The organism is Microscilla marina ATCC 23134, from assembly GCF_000169175.1.
Taxonomy (GTDB): Bacteria; Bacteroidota; Bacteroidia; order Cytophagales; family Microscillaceae; genus Microscilla; species Microscilla marina.
On the sequence record NZ_AAWS01000036.1, the window covers coordinates 1 to 14643 of the forward strand.

Below are 14643 nucleotides of genomic sequence, written 5' to 3' on the forward strand. Positions count from 1 at the left end.
TTCTTGTTGCAAACCCGCTCAGACTTAGACAAATAGTTAAAAAAAAGCTAACAATAAATCTCATGTAGTTTTAGTTTAAAATTATTTATGAAATGTTTTTTTGAACAAACTCTAATGGCTTAAGTATTTTCAACTTAAGCTCCTAAATAGAAGAAAGCTTTTAACTTTTGTTCAAGACCAAGTTAAAAACCTGGCGCTATTCTCAGGTTTTCAGTCAGAAGACTGAAAACCAGTAGGTGTTAAATCTCATCATTCAAAAATATCCACTGTGGATTCTCTGCGTTAATGAGGGCTTCTTTTTTCTCCCGCCTCCACCCTTTCAGTTCTTTTTCTCTGTCTATGGCATCCTGTGGTGTATCAAAACGCTCCCAATAGATCAGGTGATAGCAAAAATACCTTCCCGTAAAAGTTTTAGGGTTCCCTGCCTGACTAGCGTGTTCCTCCAAACGCCTTACAAGATCATTGGTTACCCCAATATACAAGGTGGTTCGCTTGGGGTTGGTAGTGATATAAACAAAGTAATTGCCGTTCATTTTTTTATGTTTTTTTTAGTCATGCTGAACGCACGTGAAGCATCTGGCGTTGATCCCCTTGCATTGGCTCTAATAAAAGTGCTTGACACTCACTTTACACCAGTTCCCTCACACGTTCGGGAGGACTCGTAAGTCATACTGAACGCACGTGAAGCATCTGGCGTTGATCCCCTTGTGATTATAGTAAAAGCTACCTGTTTTACACCAGTTCCCTCACTCGCCCTTTGGTCATACTGAACGCACGTGAAGAACCGAGCTTGCGAGCTCAGCGTAGCTAATCTGGCGCTGATCTCATATCAGTTCAGGAGCACTCATACACTGATTGTACCAAGTACCAGTTCCCTCACTTTTTCGGGAGGACTTTAGTTGAAGTTGTTATCCCACCAATTCCCTCAAAAACAAACGATGCGCCTTGCCGTCAAAATAACCCCGCTCGGCACTGAACCAATGCAAGTAGGTGCGCATATCTTCGGCACTGATGTAGCGGTCACGTTTGGCGGTGGTTTGCATCACGCAATACTGGTAAAACTTCTCAATCCAGGCGGCGCTTACTGGGGCAGCCTCAGCAAGCTCGCGCCAATTGCCTGCGCCAATGCGTGGGTCAAGCTCCAGCGTGTTTGCCTGCCCAAAAAAGTGTTGCCACAAACGGCGGCGGGTACCTTCATCGGGTTTACTAAAGGTCACGAGCGAATCAAACCTTCGTTCAAAAGCCGCATCAATCGCCCCTTTGTGGTTGGTCGCCAGAAAAATCATCCCTTGATATTCTTCCAGTTTGTAGAGCAAATACGCCACCTCCTGGTTGGCGTAGCGTTCGTTGCTGCTGCCTGTACCGTTGCTGCGTTTGCCAAAGAGGGCGTCGCCTTCGTCAAAAAACAAAATCCAGTCGTGTTGTTCGGCAAGGTCAAACACCTGGCGCAGACGCTTACTGGTTTCGCCCACGTATTTGTCTACTATGTTCGACACATCTATGCGGTACAAGGGTTTGCCCGCTGCTTGCCCCAGTAGTGCCGCAGTCAGGGTTTTGCCCGTGCCCGAAGGTCCCGCCATCAGCAAACGATAGCCTTTGGCTCCTACTATACCTGGTTGTTGGCGTACCTCGTCGTAGTGGTGTACCCATTTGCGGGCTTGGTCTAGCAGTATGCCTGTTTTTTCATCCATCACCAGGTCGTCCCAGGTTTTGCTGGTGGTCAGCAAAGTAGCCGGAAACTCTGCCCCGTATTGGGGTTGCCAGGGTTGTTGGGTCAGTAGTTGGCATTGGTAGCTAGAGTTGAGCTGTAGCACCATGTCTATAGCTGGAACGGCACGGGTAGCGGGCAAGGCAAGCGCCCCCAAACGACGGAGCGCAGCTTGGGGCAAAAAGAGTTGCCAAAATGCCCAATGCTCGTCATCTTTAGCCAATAAAAAACGTGCTGTACCCACGCTTGCCTGTAAATACTTGGTTTGGCTGATTTGTACTAAGCCCAAGCGATTAATGGCTTGTTCGTCGAACCCTGCATCTACAGCATCAGCCAACAGCCTGCCCCATATTTCGGGAGCACTGGCATTGGCCAGAGCTAGGGCAATCACAAGTCGTTCATCTTGGCTAAAGGGCAATAGCCAGGCTTGATCATCTTCGGCCTCCAGTAGCCCTGGGCAATGAGGTAGTACCTGAGTCGTGCCGGGCTTAGCCACTTGTTGGCAGCGCACCTGCAAGTAGCTAATAAGCCATTGTAGGTCTGGAGGGTATGTTTCGGTGTTGATTGATTTCATTTTTCAATGCGTTTTGTGGTTTTCTTTGTAGTCTACTTTACTCTTTTAAAATTTTATGTTGTATGTCAAGTGCCTCTTGTAAAATACCTAACTTAAAAGTATACAGTATGACAATTGCTTCTTGGGGGCTGGTGCCCTTAAAGTAAAAATCGGTAAAACTAGGGGGATTTTTTTGCTTAGTTTTAGGCAAAGTCTTGATATAGCGTCTGCTCCAAGAAGTGGTATCTTTGAGGTAAGGCGTGTAGTTTTTTTTGAGGTAATCGTTGTACTTGTCTAGCTGTTTTATAAAACCAGACAACAAGCCCACCTTGTTAGTGCGTTTGATGTAGATTACTTTTGATGTAGCTTTAGAACTTGTACCTATACTTTTACCATACAAGTACTCTAGTTTGCTTAATTTGTCAAGGCTCCTTTGGGTAGTGGCAGTGTCTTTTAAGGTTGCTATACTGACATCCATGCTTCTGCTATAATTCACAATTGATGACCAAAGCATGTTACTTATATTAGTAAGCCTATCACTTTTATATTGATGTTTGCTAGAGTTGCAGCCTATTATCCATAAGCACAAGCTTACTAAGGTTATTTGAACGAACGCCTTCATTATTTTTTCTGATGGTTTAAGTGATAAGATTGCATTTTACCGTTTTCCAGCTTCCAAAAGGTAGCGTTCGCCAGGCCTTCGTTTTCATATACTCCTTTTTGACCAGTTGCTCTTACATAATACCCAGGGTATTTTTTAGAGGGCTTGTAAAAGCTTTGCATTTGTTCTTTATATTGAGTTTTTACTTGCATATAAAGCTCATGATCTAAAGAGGGCAATCGGTGTTTGCTTAACAATTGGTTAAACTCTTTGCTAATGGTATGTTGGTTTTCATTACCGTTAAGCCCTCTTTGTACATAACCCAGTGCATCCATGACCATCTCGTCCAGTCCTTTTTTAATACCTGTAAGGGAGCGTATATTATCACCCAATTGCTTGCTTTTGCCATCGGCAGACTGCAAATGCTTGAGTCCTCGTGTTACTCCATCGACTAGTTTGAGGGTGTCCAGTTGTTTTTTTGACTTGAGCACGGTGTCCAGTGCCTTGTAAAATTTTCTTGCCACCCCCAAAGTAAGTTTCAACTTGCCTCCTTCAAAGGCAATGCCCGCATATTTAGCAAATGTTTTCATATCAAAACTGCCCTTTGCCGAACCTTTCATTCCGCCTATTACATGAAATTGCCCATTGCCCGTAATAGACACTCCCCAGTTTTTCAAAAAACTATTTTCTTTCTGGTATTCGTTTTCGGGAGCCACCTTTTTCTTATCCATAGGGTTGCGCTTGGTTTTTATGTCGGTTTGGGCATAGGCTTGCGCTTCTTGTACGGTAAGCTGTTTAGCGTGTGCCTGTTGTTTTGCCAATACTTGTTGTTGGTACCGACGGGCGTGTTTACTACGGAGCTTGTTAAAGGCAGACCCAAATACTAAAGCGGCTTTCGAGGCTCCTGGCATTGCTGTCAGCCGGTTCCCACCTTCTACTGCTTTTAGGTGAAAGTCGCGGCAAACCTGGGCAAGTATTTGTTTGTCGTTGGTGGGCATTTTGGCTTTGCCCATTTCTACTCTATAGTGGCTAAATACATATTGCACCAGCACCACTCCATGGTACTTATTTACCAATGCCTCAAGATCGGGCTTTTTTATCTCAGTCGTTTCCTTGGGGCTTGTCTGGGCTTTTGCTTTAGCCTGGGCTTGGCGCTCATTATATTTTCTCACTATCTCATCCCTTTTGGCGCGACGAGCAGCTACCATTTCAGGGTTGCGTTTGGGCTTGTCTTTTAATACTTCGTCCATGAGCAAAGGTGCTTGTTCTTGGGTAAATTGCGGTGCCTCATGTTGGGGCTGCAAATCGTGTTCGGGGTTTGCGTGTGTAGGCATGTGGTTTAGTTTTGGTTTGTAAAAAAAATCTGACGCAATGTTAGGTCTCTATCCGTCAAAAAATCAAAGTTTACATGTCAAGATGTGCAAATAGGGTGAAAAATACTTTATATAGTTATATTATTAATTTTTATATTTATAAAACAAACTATGTAAAATTTCTGCTCTTCCTGTTTATAATGCCTCTAAGTGCTTCCAAGGATGTTTTTGCATTTTTTTAGATGTAGATAGTATTAATACAGTTTTTTGTATAACTATAGTAATCGATATACTCCTCTTGGCACATCTTAACGTCCAGATTTTGCCTTTCGCTTGCCTTTCTCCCTAACCTTGCATCGTCAATTAATTACAAGTCTTTCGGGATTACGAATGGCTTCGCTCAAACAATAAAGTAATAAAACCATCTAAATTAATATATCAAATGATTACTCCTATACTACGACTATTACAAAGTGCATTGACCGAGCACCTGACAAGTCAGTTTATGCAAAACTCATTTACCACATTTAGCGTGGTGGTAGACAAACTCGTGAGCCGTGATGGTAAGTCTACCCTCGACCCGGCGCTCAATCAGGTAGTCATTACCCTGCTCGACATCCAGGAAGAACGCACCGTGCAGCGTAGCCGTACCAGCGACTCCGGAGCACCTTATCACCTCAACCTGATGTTGTTGTTATCGGTGCACGAAAAAGAAGAACAACGCGACCAGCAAGACTACCTCAAGGGAATGGAGTACCTCGATGCGGTATTGAGTTTTTTTCAACAATACCCCACTTTTACTCCTTTGACCCATCCCAACTTGCCTGCCAGTGTGGAGTACCTCCAGTTTGAGCTTGCCAACGAAAATCTGCGCGAAAACAGCTACATCTGGACAATGACCGGAGCCAAACACGCGCCTTCGGTGCTCTACAAAGTACGCAGTGTAAGTCTGGGGACCAGGCAAATGGCAAATCGTGTTCCTCAGTTTAATTAATTATGAGTTACGCAACTACGAATTGGTCAATTACGGTAAGCACTGCGTAGACTAATTCGTAATTCCAAAAGTTTATAATTCTCAAGCAGTGCCTTGCCGCATTTCAATTGTTTACACAGCGATTAAATTTGTTTCCCATAGTGCAAGGTGCTGTTTTTTAGTAAGTCAAGAGTTGAGAGTCGGTAGTGCCTAAAGGCTACTGACTACTGACTACCAACTATGGACTAAAAGACCAATAAAAGAATCAAACTCTAAACCCAACCCAGGGTAGCTCAAGTCAACTACCGACTCCTGACTACCAACTAAAAAACTAAAATGAAAACATTCACCCTATTTTGCGTGCTCCTCTGGTGCCTTGCCCAGCCCTCCTATGCCCAAACCCAACTTCGGGGACGGGGCACCAGCTTTGTCATTACCACGCTGGCTGCCACCACTACTACTAGTACTCCTACTTATATAGAAGAAGAAGAAAGTGCCTCGGTGGGAGAAGAAAGCACATTTGCCGACCCGGTGGCAGTTATTCCTGCTACGCTTACTACTGCCTGCAACAGTGGCAAACCCGTGGAGCTTTCGCCCATTATCATCAGCGAGCAAAGCCCTGGTTCGTTTGCTGTGGGTAAAGGTACTTTGGTGCTTGCATTTGATCATCCCGATTTTGTGATCAGTAAGTTGCCCAGAGTGACAGTAACGGGAGCCCCTGGCGATTTCCTTGCTCCTACTGTAAAGTTAAAATCAGGCAAACTCTACATAGACTATGATTTTGTGGGTACTACCAAGGTAGGGGGCATTGTGCTGAGTGGGCTGGAGGTGAGGTCAAACAGTAAAAATAAAGGCATAGTAGCTCAACTAAAACCCCTGAGTGGTTACGCCCACTTTACGGGATTGACTACTAGCGCCGTTTTTGCCACTGTACAAGGCATCAATGCCACCACAAGCAGTGCGCTTCCTGCCCCAACTAATATTGGGGGCTTTGGTGTAGTGTGTGCCGGGGGCAATGGCTTTACTTATACTGCCGATCCGGTGCCCGATGTCACGGGCTATTTGTGGAAGCTGCCCGTGGGCTTTCTTGCCAACAATGATCCGCACGCAATTCAGGTATCGGCAGATCAGTATTACACTGCCGACAATGTCATCACTCTGGACGTGGCAACTTCGGCAAGCGTGGGAAACAAACTGCTACAGGTCAAAAGCGTGAATGATTGCAAAATAAGTACTACGGCACGCAGCAAAACCATTCGGGTAGCAGCTCCACCCAACCCCAAGGTAAGCTTACCCGCCACGAGCTTTCCCGACAACGATTTTTCTCCGGTAAATATCACCGTGACCAACAGCCCCGCTGGAGGCATAGGCGCGCTCCGGGGCGATGGAGTAATCGGTAACAAACTCTATCCAGGACTACTTTTTCCGGGCACGGGCTACAAGGTGTATTACGACTATGCCATCAACAATTGTACGGTGACGGCGAGTACCTCTTTCAGCGTATACGATGCCGATGCAGTGGTATTGGGGCTTGCCACGAGTTATTGCAGTAATGTAGTTACCAGCAGGGCTGTGACCATTGCCAATCTAAGTTCAGCGTTGGGGGCAAAACTTTACAGTCCTACAAACAGGGTAGCCCCTTTAAATTTACTGCCCTTGGGCGGCAACAACTACCGCTACACTTTTAGCGGCCAAGATTTGTATAAACGCTACGGGGCAGGGGCATACCGTTTTGAGGTGACCCAGGCCGGGGCAAGCGTACCTATCAAGGTGTCTTTTCAAATTACTACCCCTCCCGCCCAAAGCATTACCGGAGGCACAGGCGCCCAGGTATGCGGCGATGGCAGCTCTATTTATAATTATAGTTCCAGCATTGCTGCCACCACCGACGAATTTGAATGGTCGGCACCCGCAGGGGGCGCTACTTTTGTAGGAGGCATCCACCGCCAGGCGACAGCATCGGTAGTTTGGTCAGGAGGTACCCCTACGGGAACCAGCAAAATCTTGCGCCTTGCCCAAACCCGCAATGGTTGTACTACCATTACCGACTATGCGGTGAAAGTTTTTGCCCTGCCTGCCCCCGGCATTGTAGGGGATTTGACCCCCTGCGCGGGTGAAACGGTGACTTATACTTTAGATCAGGTTGGCAACGCAAGCGGCGGCACCTACAGTTGGCAGGTAGCAAACGGGCAAATTGTAGGAGCAAGCAATCAAGCTCAGATAACGATCAAGTGGGGCAACGCCAACGGCAGTCTTAAAGTGACCCAAAACCTCAATGGTTGCACTAAAAGCGCTGAGGTAGCCATTATCATCAAGGCATTACCCACGCTCAGCATTGAAGGGTTCAATGCCAAGCGCAGTTATTGCGTAGGAGATGCCACTCCTGTGGTACTTACCCCCGTATTTGGTGGTACTGCGGCGCTACCTGCTGATTACCTCACCACAGGCAATTTTGAAATCAAGCGCATAGCAGGTAACAAACCAGCGTCAGCTTCCTTTGTTCGCTTGGTGGCGCAAGGTGGAGCCCTTACTGATCGCTGGTTGCCTGCTTTTCCTATAATAGGCTCAGGTGAAGCTGCCATTCCAACGGATGCCAACACGAACGAGCTCAACCTCAACGCCGGGCAGTACCTTATTCGCTATACTTATACCAATGCCAACGGTTGCGTAAATCACTCGGCTGCCTATGCTATTACCATCCAACCCTTGCCTACCCTTAGTTTCACCGGGCTTGCTGCTGAGTATTGCAGTAACGACTCACCTGTAATGCTGTCAGCATTCAAAAACGGGGTACTCACCCCGCTTTTGCCCGGTTTTATTGCAAGAAATACAGCCACGGGTGAAGAAAAAGCCTTGGGGGGCAACCTACTCAACCCTGCCGACTTCACGGCGGGCAAATATGAGTTGTTTTTAGCACTTGCCAGCACAGGCAGCACGGGCTGCGCCAACACCTCCAGCCGCGATACAACGGTGTATTTTGAAGTAATTGACCCACCCGCGAGCGTGCAGGTAGTAGCCGAAAGGCGTTGGAACGAGGATACCCTCCGTTTTACTGCGGTTGCTGGCACTCTTGTGTCAAGTTGGGCGTGGAATTTTGGTAATTTGATCGCCACCACCGCGAGCGTGTCTTATCCGGTAAGCCCGGACAAGCAAGGAAGCATTCCATTACTGAATTATAGCCTAAACGCCACCAATGCCTCCGGTTGTAGCGAACAAATCAGCCAGGCGTTCAAAGTAGATTTTGATTTTGCGGGGCAGTATATTGTCGGTAAAGGGGAGTCGTATCCCACCCGGTTTACTGATCTTTCGCTGGTAGTAGGCGATTCTATCCAGGCTTATGTCTGGAACTTTGGTGATGGGGCGACTTCCAACACACAAAACCCCGTGCACCAGTACCAACGCCCAGGCACTTATGAGGTAAGCCTTACTATTCGCACCTCAGTGGCGGCTTATACGCTGCATCGCCGCATTGATATTTTTCCATTAATAAAAGTCACTGAAACGACTCCTTACTATAGTAGTTTCGAAAACACCGCAGGTGGCTGGCTTACCCACGGCACTATAGCCAAAGAGAGCACTACCGAAGGCAGCAGCTGGCAACTTGTAAATGATGCCTGGCAAATGCCAGACGGTTATGCCCACCACGAGCAGTCTTATGTAGCAAGCCCTGCCTTTGACATTAGTGAACTGACCCGCCCCGTACTTTCGTTCGATTACGAGATTTGTACTGATGTAGGTGCCGATGGGTTGGTGTTGCTTTATACGCTTGACGATGGCAAGACCTGGAAGCGTTTGGGAGCAGTAGGTCAAGGGATTGCCTGGTACAATACTACCCCCATTTTGGGCAAACCAGGTGATCGTTTTACGACTAGCAACGGCGATGCTCAGGGCTGGTCAGGCAAGTTCAAAGGTTGGCGCACGGCACGCATTGCCTTGGATAGAGCCATTTCTAATTTACCTGCTGCTGCTGCCAATCCCAACATCATCCGGTTCAGGTTTGCTTTTGGCTCCAATCCTGATAACCCACCGGGCAGCACGTACCAAGGGATTACTTTTGACAACTTCGAGCTGCGTAATCGCAACCGGGTGGCACTCCTGGAATATTTTATCAATCAAGGCATAGCAAATGCGGCGATTAAAAGCACTCAATTAGCTCAGGTAATGAGTGCCAGCAGCAACAGCGAAATCGTGAGCATTCATTACCATACCAGCTTCCCCACGATAGATGAATTCAACACCGAAAACTCTAAAGACCCCAGCGCCCGGACTTTGCATTATGGTTTGCGCAACGTACCCGCTACGGTGGTAAATGGCAGGGTGAAAGATTCCTTGTCTACAGCACAACTCAAAGACAGCCTACTCAAAGAGACCCTATTGCCTGCGGCTTTTGCTATTACAATTGATCCTATGCAATGGCAAAACAAACAGCTCAAAATTTCAGCAAAGATTACTGCCTTGACTGCCTTTGAACGCCCAGTGGTTTTTCACGCGGTCATTGTAGATAGTAGTCGGGTAGCCAGTAGCACAGGCGAAACCTACGCCCAGGTTCTGCGCAAGATGTTGCCCGATGCCGCAGGGATTTTTAGAGGGAGCGTGTGGCAAAAAGGCGAAGTTCAAACCTTTGGATTTAGCTACAACGCGGGACCAACTACCACAAAATCCAGAAACTTAAAGGTATTGGTATTTGTAGCAGACTATCAAAGTAGGGGCATCTATCAGGTAGCTACCGCAAACGTGCCTGCCCAGGCTAAGCGCGATGTTGATGAAAGTACGGTCACCGGGTTAAATAAGCAGCCAAAACCAAATGCTACTGGGCTTCTTGCCTACCCCAATCCGGTGAGGCAAGAAGTGACCCTGGCATTGCCCAAGGGTCTGACCCCTTCGCCCGATATTCGTTGGCAGGTGATGAGTGTTTTGGGGCAGGTAATAAAACAGGGACATTGGGCAAGTCGCACCCACCAGCACCAAATTTATTTGACTGACGTGCCCGATGGGGTGTATATAGTGCGGGTGTACGATGCGACAAGCCCTGAACGGAACAGTTTTGAGGTGAAGGTGAAGAAAATTAAATAGCCGATAGCATTCAGACGATAGTCAATAGCTGTTCCAGAGGCATAAAGTAATAGTAGTGTAATAGTTAAGTGTAATTTAGTTGATGTGTCCTGTTTTACCCTCATCTATAAGCAAAGTAACTAGAGCTGATGTATGTGTGTGTTCTTAAATAGTTACCAAGTGAAGGTTAGTGATAGATGGATGGATAACAGGGATAAACCAAGAAGGCAGGTTTGCTGAACCTGTCCTTCTTTTTTTTAAAAAGTGACAAGATTCAAGCCACAAGTTTTCAAATACTGACAGATTAGTTTTAGATAATTCTTAATTCGCAAATATTCAAATGATAGATACAATCCAACAATCATTAATATCAGAAGGCTTGCAGGAAGCCAGGCAATTGGTGCAGACGATGAAGCAAAAAGCTTACAAGTTGGCAAATACCGATTTGCTCAAAAGAATCAGTGAACTCGAAGACACCCTTCGCAGCATTGATGATGTCAATAATATCTCTACTGAAGCCCTGCACATAGAAAAGTGCAGCCTGAAGGCGCTTATTGATACAGCTTACCAAATGTACCACCTCTACTTTAGTCGCCAGGACATTTGTTTTTCGAGCTACGTGGCAAACTTGCACGTGAGGGTAGACAAGATGAGTTTTTTTAGAATGTTCTTCAGTTTGGTACACTACATGGGCAAACACGCTGACCCCGATGAAGATCGCTTTATTAGCATTGAAGCGGCTGCCTACAATGCCCAAACTATTGCGATGTATATAGAAGACAATGGCCTGTATCCGACCAGCAGTGCAGATATTTTCGACCATTCGTTCAAACGCCGGATTACGGGAGCAATTTCGGGAGTAGGGCTTGCTGCCATCCAGCAGTGGGCTCACTCGGTAGGGGGCAAGGTGTGCCCCGTCGACAAAGTGGGTACAGGCTTGAAACTGTGTTTTTTGTTGCCAGGTATGTTGTGATATGTTTAAATAGGAATATTTATTCTTTAGGTAGTTCTGTATCCCTTAAGTATCAGTATTCTATCAACACCCTTCAAAGCAGGTTATAAGTTGGTTTTGATAGTTAGGGGGACTTTGGTGTTATTTTTGATAAAAAGTAATGCTGTGTTAGGTTGGTTATATTTAATTTCTTTTTGTGTTGGCATCATTAATAAATTGATTTAGCCTACTTTCTTCTATTCCAATAATATCAAATTTGAAAAATAGTATTTTGCCTTCTTCTCCATTGTAGAATACATTTTCAGACTTATAGCGAGATTGATAAGTGGAACTTTTGTGTTCCTCAAAAAAAGCTTCATCGTACTGATCTACTACTTTTCATACTATTGAGTAGAAGCCATCCTTCAAGTGAACCATTGATCTACCATCTCATCGCAATTCTAATGCTTCAGGGATAAAAATAGTCGATTTTATAACTGGTTTATTGCCAAAATAAATATAGTTTTTGTCATAACTATGGTATTGTGATAAAGGGGTAAACGAACTCATATCAGCTCCTGAAATTACTTTTCACTGAAAATATATATTATGGTTATCAATTGCATAAGGTTCAAGTACATGATTAACAGAATAGCATTTTTCTAATGCATTCTCTTTACATCACCAATTACCAAAAAAACGAGTTTTAACGTTTTCATTTGATGATCAATTGAACTTATCCAAAGTTGAGAAGTAGGTTGGATTGATGGAAGTTTTGTGATTTTTATAAAAAACTATTTGTTCATCTATATGATAGGATTGATAGTTATCAATACTTTGAACCTTCTTGTCTATTTTAAAGTGCTGTAATAAAATAAATAGTATAGAGGTGGCTCATAAGATAAAAGACGAAAAGATATATACATAATTTTTATTTAGCATAGCTTGAAAAATTATAAAATAAATGAAAGATTATCACGACTCAACTTATATGAGTTCAAACTAAATATTTGAAGTTTGCCAATAAATAATTTATCTATGACACCAATTTCCCCCATAATAAATGATTCGTGACAATCTCTATTTTTAAAGGTCTAAATTTATTAGCGCCTTATACCTCCTAATCTCTCCAAATAGAGCATTTCACCTGATATAAATTTCTGAAAGTGAACTTTACAGACTCAATGTTCTTAATATTAGGGAAATCAGAAAAAGTAACACTCTTGAGTTTAGGGTACTTAGGATCATTATAGATGGGTTTATGATAAGCCACGAAAGTGTATGAGGAAGAGCCTTTGTATTTTACATACAAACTTATAGAAGAAGTATTATAATTTCCATTTTGATTATTTCCTTGTGTCGAAAAGGCTTTGATTTGATATAATGCTACTTTCATGTCACTAGCGTTTCTCAGAGATACTGTTTTCTCTTTGTCCCATCTAGCAGTAGATGTAGTACTTCTCCAAGTGTAAGGTCCTTTGTAAGGGATATTGCCAAAGATAGATGGTGTTTGTTGATTGATTTTTGTAGGCTTGATATTTTCCTCCTGATTACAAGAAAAAGTAACCAAACTAAGTAAAACCATCATCAAGGTCTTGTTTAAATTTTTCATTTGTTTTGTTGTTAGTTTGCTTTGCCTTCTACATATTTTGAGTGGTAAGAAGACTTAACCACTTTTACTCAAAAGAGCTTAGAACACAATTATCTATTACTATAGCTAAATCCACTACTTGACAAAATGGTAGTTAGTGGTAAAAAATTGATTCAATAAGGCTCTATTATATATGTTCAATACTTAGGTGGTTTTTTTGTAAATTTTCTTGAAAAAAATATGGGATTACTGGCAGTGAAAATATATTGAATTAATAGTCAGTGACTTATGAACGGGATTGAGTGTGTTTTTTTGAAGAAAAAAAGCCTCCTATAAAACTACAGTTTTACAAAAGGCTATTGATAGAGGGTACTATAACCCCACAATCACTCCGTCCAAAACCTCATTATCAAACTTACTCAAATAATGCTGGGTAGTATTAAGGTCAGCATGCCCTAAAGCTTCTGATATTACATCGGTGGCAATCCCTGTTCTTTTCATGGTAGTAGCCGAGGTATGTCTGGCAGTATAAAAAGTAATATGGGTTTCAATACCTTGGATTTTGGCGATTGCCTTTAAATCTTTATTTACTTGTCCAAGTATCTTTTCACTTCTGTTTTTTTTCTGAATGGGGTCAATGTGTACTTCTTCATCAAGTATAGGAAATATGTATTTTTTATGCGTTCTGAAATGCTCAATGATTTCTAGTACTTCATCAGTAACCAGTAGGCTAAACTGTTTCCCTGTTTTTTGCCTTACATATTGTAAACGTCCATTGGTGAGGTTGGAGCTTTGCAAATTGCAGATATCAATGAAGTTGATGCCAAACAGTTTAAACGAAAACATGAAGTATCTCCAAGAGTTAGCTAAATCAGGAAACCCATCTACATCAAAGTCTTTGAATTTTTGCAGCTCTTCTTCTGTCAAGCTTTTAGGGTTTTTCTTAGACTTAAGCTTTGATATCGCATAGCCATCTTTATTGGTTGTAGTGCTATATGGGTTGGTCTCTTTTTTTGCATAACCACGTCTTACAGCTTCGTAATAAATAGCTCTGATAGACCTCATTCTTACACTGATACCACCTGCGGTATTTCCACGAGCAAATAGTTCAGTCTCGAAGCCCTTTAAGAGATTGTAATTGAGCTTATCAAAGCTAAAATCTTTAGGATGATATTTTTTAATAGTGTTGTAGGCATCTTTGTAAGCCTTGAGCGTGCCAGCTTTACCAAGTGACTTTTTTTCAGCAATCATTTCTTCAAAGAACTGATAGAAAGTTCTTGTGTCATCTTTCTCTCCTTTGAACAATTTTTTGAACTTTTGGTAGTCAAATCGTTCGCCTTGCCTTATAAACTCCTCAATGATTTCGCTTGCATGTAGCTCGTGTTTGCGAATGTTTAAATTCTTAGCTTTTGCGTTGGGGTGACTTTTGCGAAATCTACCTTTAGTAGTATCAAACTCGTTAGGAAAAGCACTATAGCCAAGAGATAAACGGTAAGGTTTATCTTCGTAAATGTAGAGCATCACAGGATGAGTACCATCCTTTAAAGTCTTTTGTTTGTAGAGAATTGTCTTGACGTTTGACATTCTGGTGTAAATATAGTGTAAAAAAATAAGCACTATATGTCACCTATTGAGTGATGGGTAAAAAGTTAAGTGACTGATTTACAATAACTAAAGAAAATTAATTTTCAAGGGCATACTGCCTTCTAAGCAGTAGGTTGATGGTTCGAGTCCATCTGGAATCACAAAGTTGTTAAGTGCTGATCATCCACAAAGTATCAGCACTTTTATTTTTTTTTGTTCGGGGTGTGGCGCAGTCCGGTTAGCGTACCTGCTTTGGGAGCAGGGGGTCGCAGGTTCGAATCCTGCCACCCCGACATTTTGAAACCTGTCTTTTGACAGGTTTTTTTTGCTTTAGATG

At 43.5% G+C, this 14643-nt stretch carries 9 protein-coding genes and 1 tRNA gene; 4 read left to right on the top strand and 6 right to left on the bottom strand.

From position 1 onward, the window contains the following. Window positions 1-239: 239 nt before the first annotated feature. The 4 genes from M23134_RS25755 to M23134_RS25770 all read right to left on the bottom strand — a co-directional run bounded on the left by M23134_RS25755 (window position 240) and on the right by M23134_RS25770 (window position 4196). The gene (locus M23134_RS25755; RefSeq protein ID WP_002701221.1) at window positions 240-533 is read right to left on the bottom strand and encodes a GIY-YIG nuclease family protein; all 294 of its coding nucleotides are present in this window, start codon (window positions 531-533) and stop codon (window positions 240-242) included. A 375-nt stretch (window positions 534-908) separates the two neighbouring features. Next, window positions 909-2282 carry an ATP-binding protein gene (locus tag M23134_RS25760; RefSeq protein ID WP_002701222.1) on the bottom strand — a complete coding sequence of 458 codons (1374 nt, stop codon included), beginning with the start codon at window positions 2280-2282 and terminating at the stop codon, window positions 909-911. A 37-nt stretch (window positions 2283-2319) separates the two neighbouring features. Then, the gene (locus M23134_RS41860) at window positions 2320-2775 is read right to left on the bottom strand and encodes a hypothetical protein (protein WP_198145093.1); all 456 of its coding nucleotides are present in this window, start codon (window positions 2773-2775) and stop codon (window positions 2320-2322) included. Between the two features lie 107 nt (window positions 2776-2882). Continuing rightward, the gene (locus M23134_RS25770) at window positions 2883-4196 is read right to left on the bottom strand and encodes a hypothetical protein (RefSeq protein WP_002701224.1); all 1314 of its coding nucleotides are present in this window, start codon (window positions 4194-4196) and stop codon (window positions 2883-2885) included. 421 nt (window positions 4197-4617) lie between these two features. On the opposite strand from M23134_RS25770, the gene M23134_RS25775 reads away from it, so the two are divergent. From M23134_RS25775 to M23134_RS25785, 3 genes are all read left to right on the top strand, one after another. Next, complete coding sequence (locus M23134_RS25775; RefSeq protein WP_002698108.1) at window positions 4618-5169, top strand: Pvc16 family protein; 552 nt, start codon at window positions 4618-4620, stop codon at window positions 5167-5169. Between the two features lie 315 nt (window positions 5170-5484). Continuing rightward, entirely contained in the window at window positions 5485-10221 is a 4737-nt protein-coding gene (locus M23134_RS25780) for a PKD domain-containing protein (protein WP_002701225.1), read from the top strand. 319 nt (window positions 10222-10540) lie between these two features. Then, window positions 10541-11173 (top strand): histidine kinase, encoded by a 633-nt coding sequence (locus tag M23134_RS25785; RefSeq protein WP_002701226.1) that lies wholly within the window; start codon window positions 10541-10543, stop codon window positions 11171-11173. A gap of 1078 nt (window positions 11174-12251) precedes the next feature. Here the strand turns inward: M23134_RS25785 and M23134_RS25790 are convergent. Together M23134_RS25790 and M23134_RS25795 are read right to left on the bottom strand one after the other, a co-directional pair. Then, window positions 12252-12743, bottom strand: coding sequence for a hypothetical protein (locus tag M23134_RS25790; protein WP_002701229.1), 492 nt, complete (start codon window positions 12741-12743; stop codon window positions 12252-12254). Window positions 12744-13094: 351 nt separating this feature from the next. Then, complete coding sequence (locus tag M23134_RS25795; RefSeq protein WP_075164077.1) at window positions 13095-14306, bottom strand: site-specific integrase; 1212 nt, start codon at window positions 14304-14306, stop codon at window positions 13095-13097. A gap of 218 nt (window positions 14307-14524) precedes the next feature. On the opposite strand from M23134_RS25795, the gene M23134_RS25800 reads away from it, so the two are divergent. Then, a tRNA-Pro gene (locus M23134_RS25800) sits at window positions 14525-14599 on the top strand. The last annotated feature ends 44 nt before the right edge of the window (window positions 14600-14643 follow it).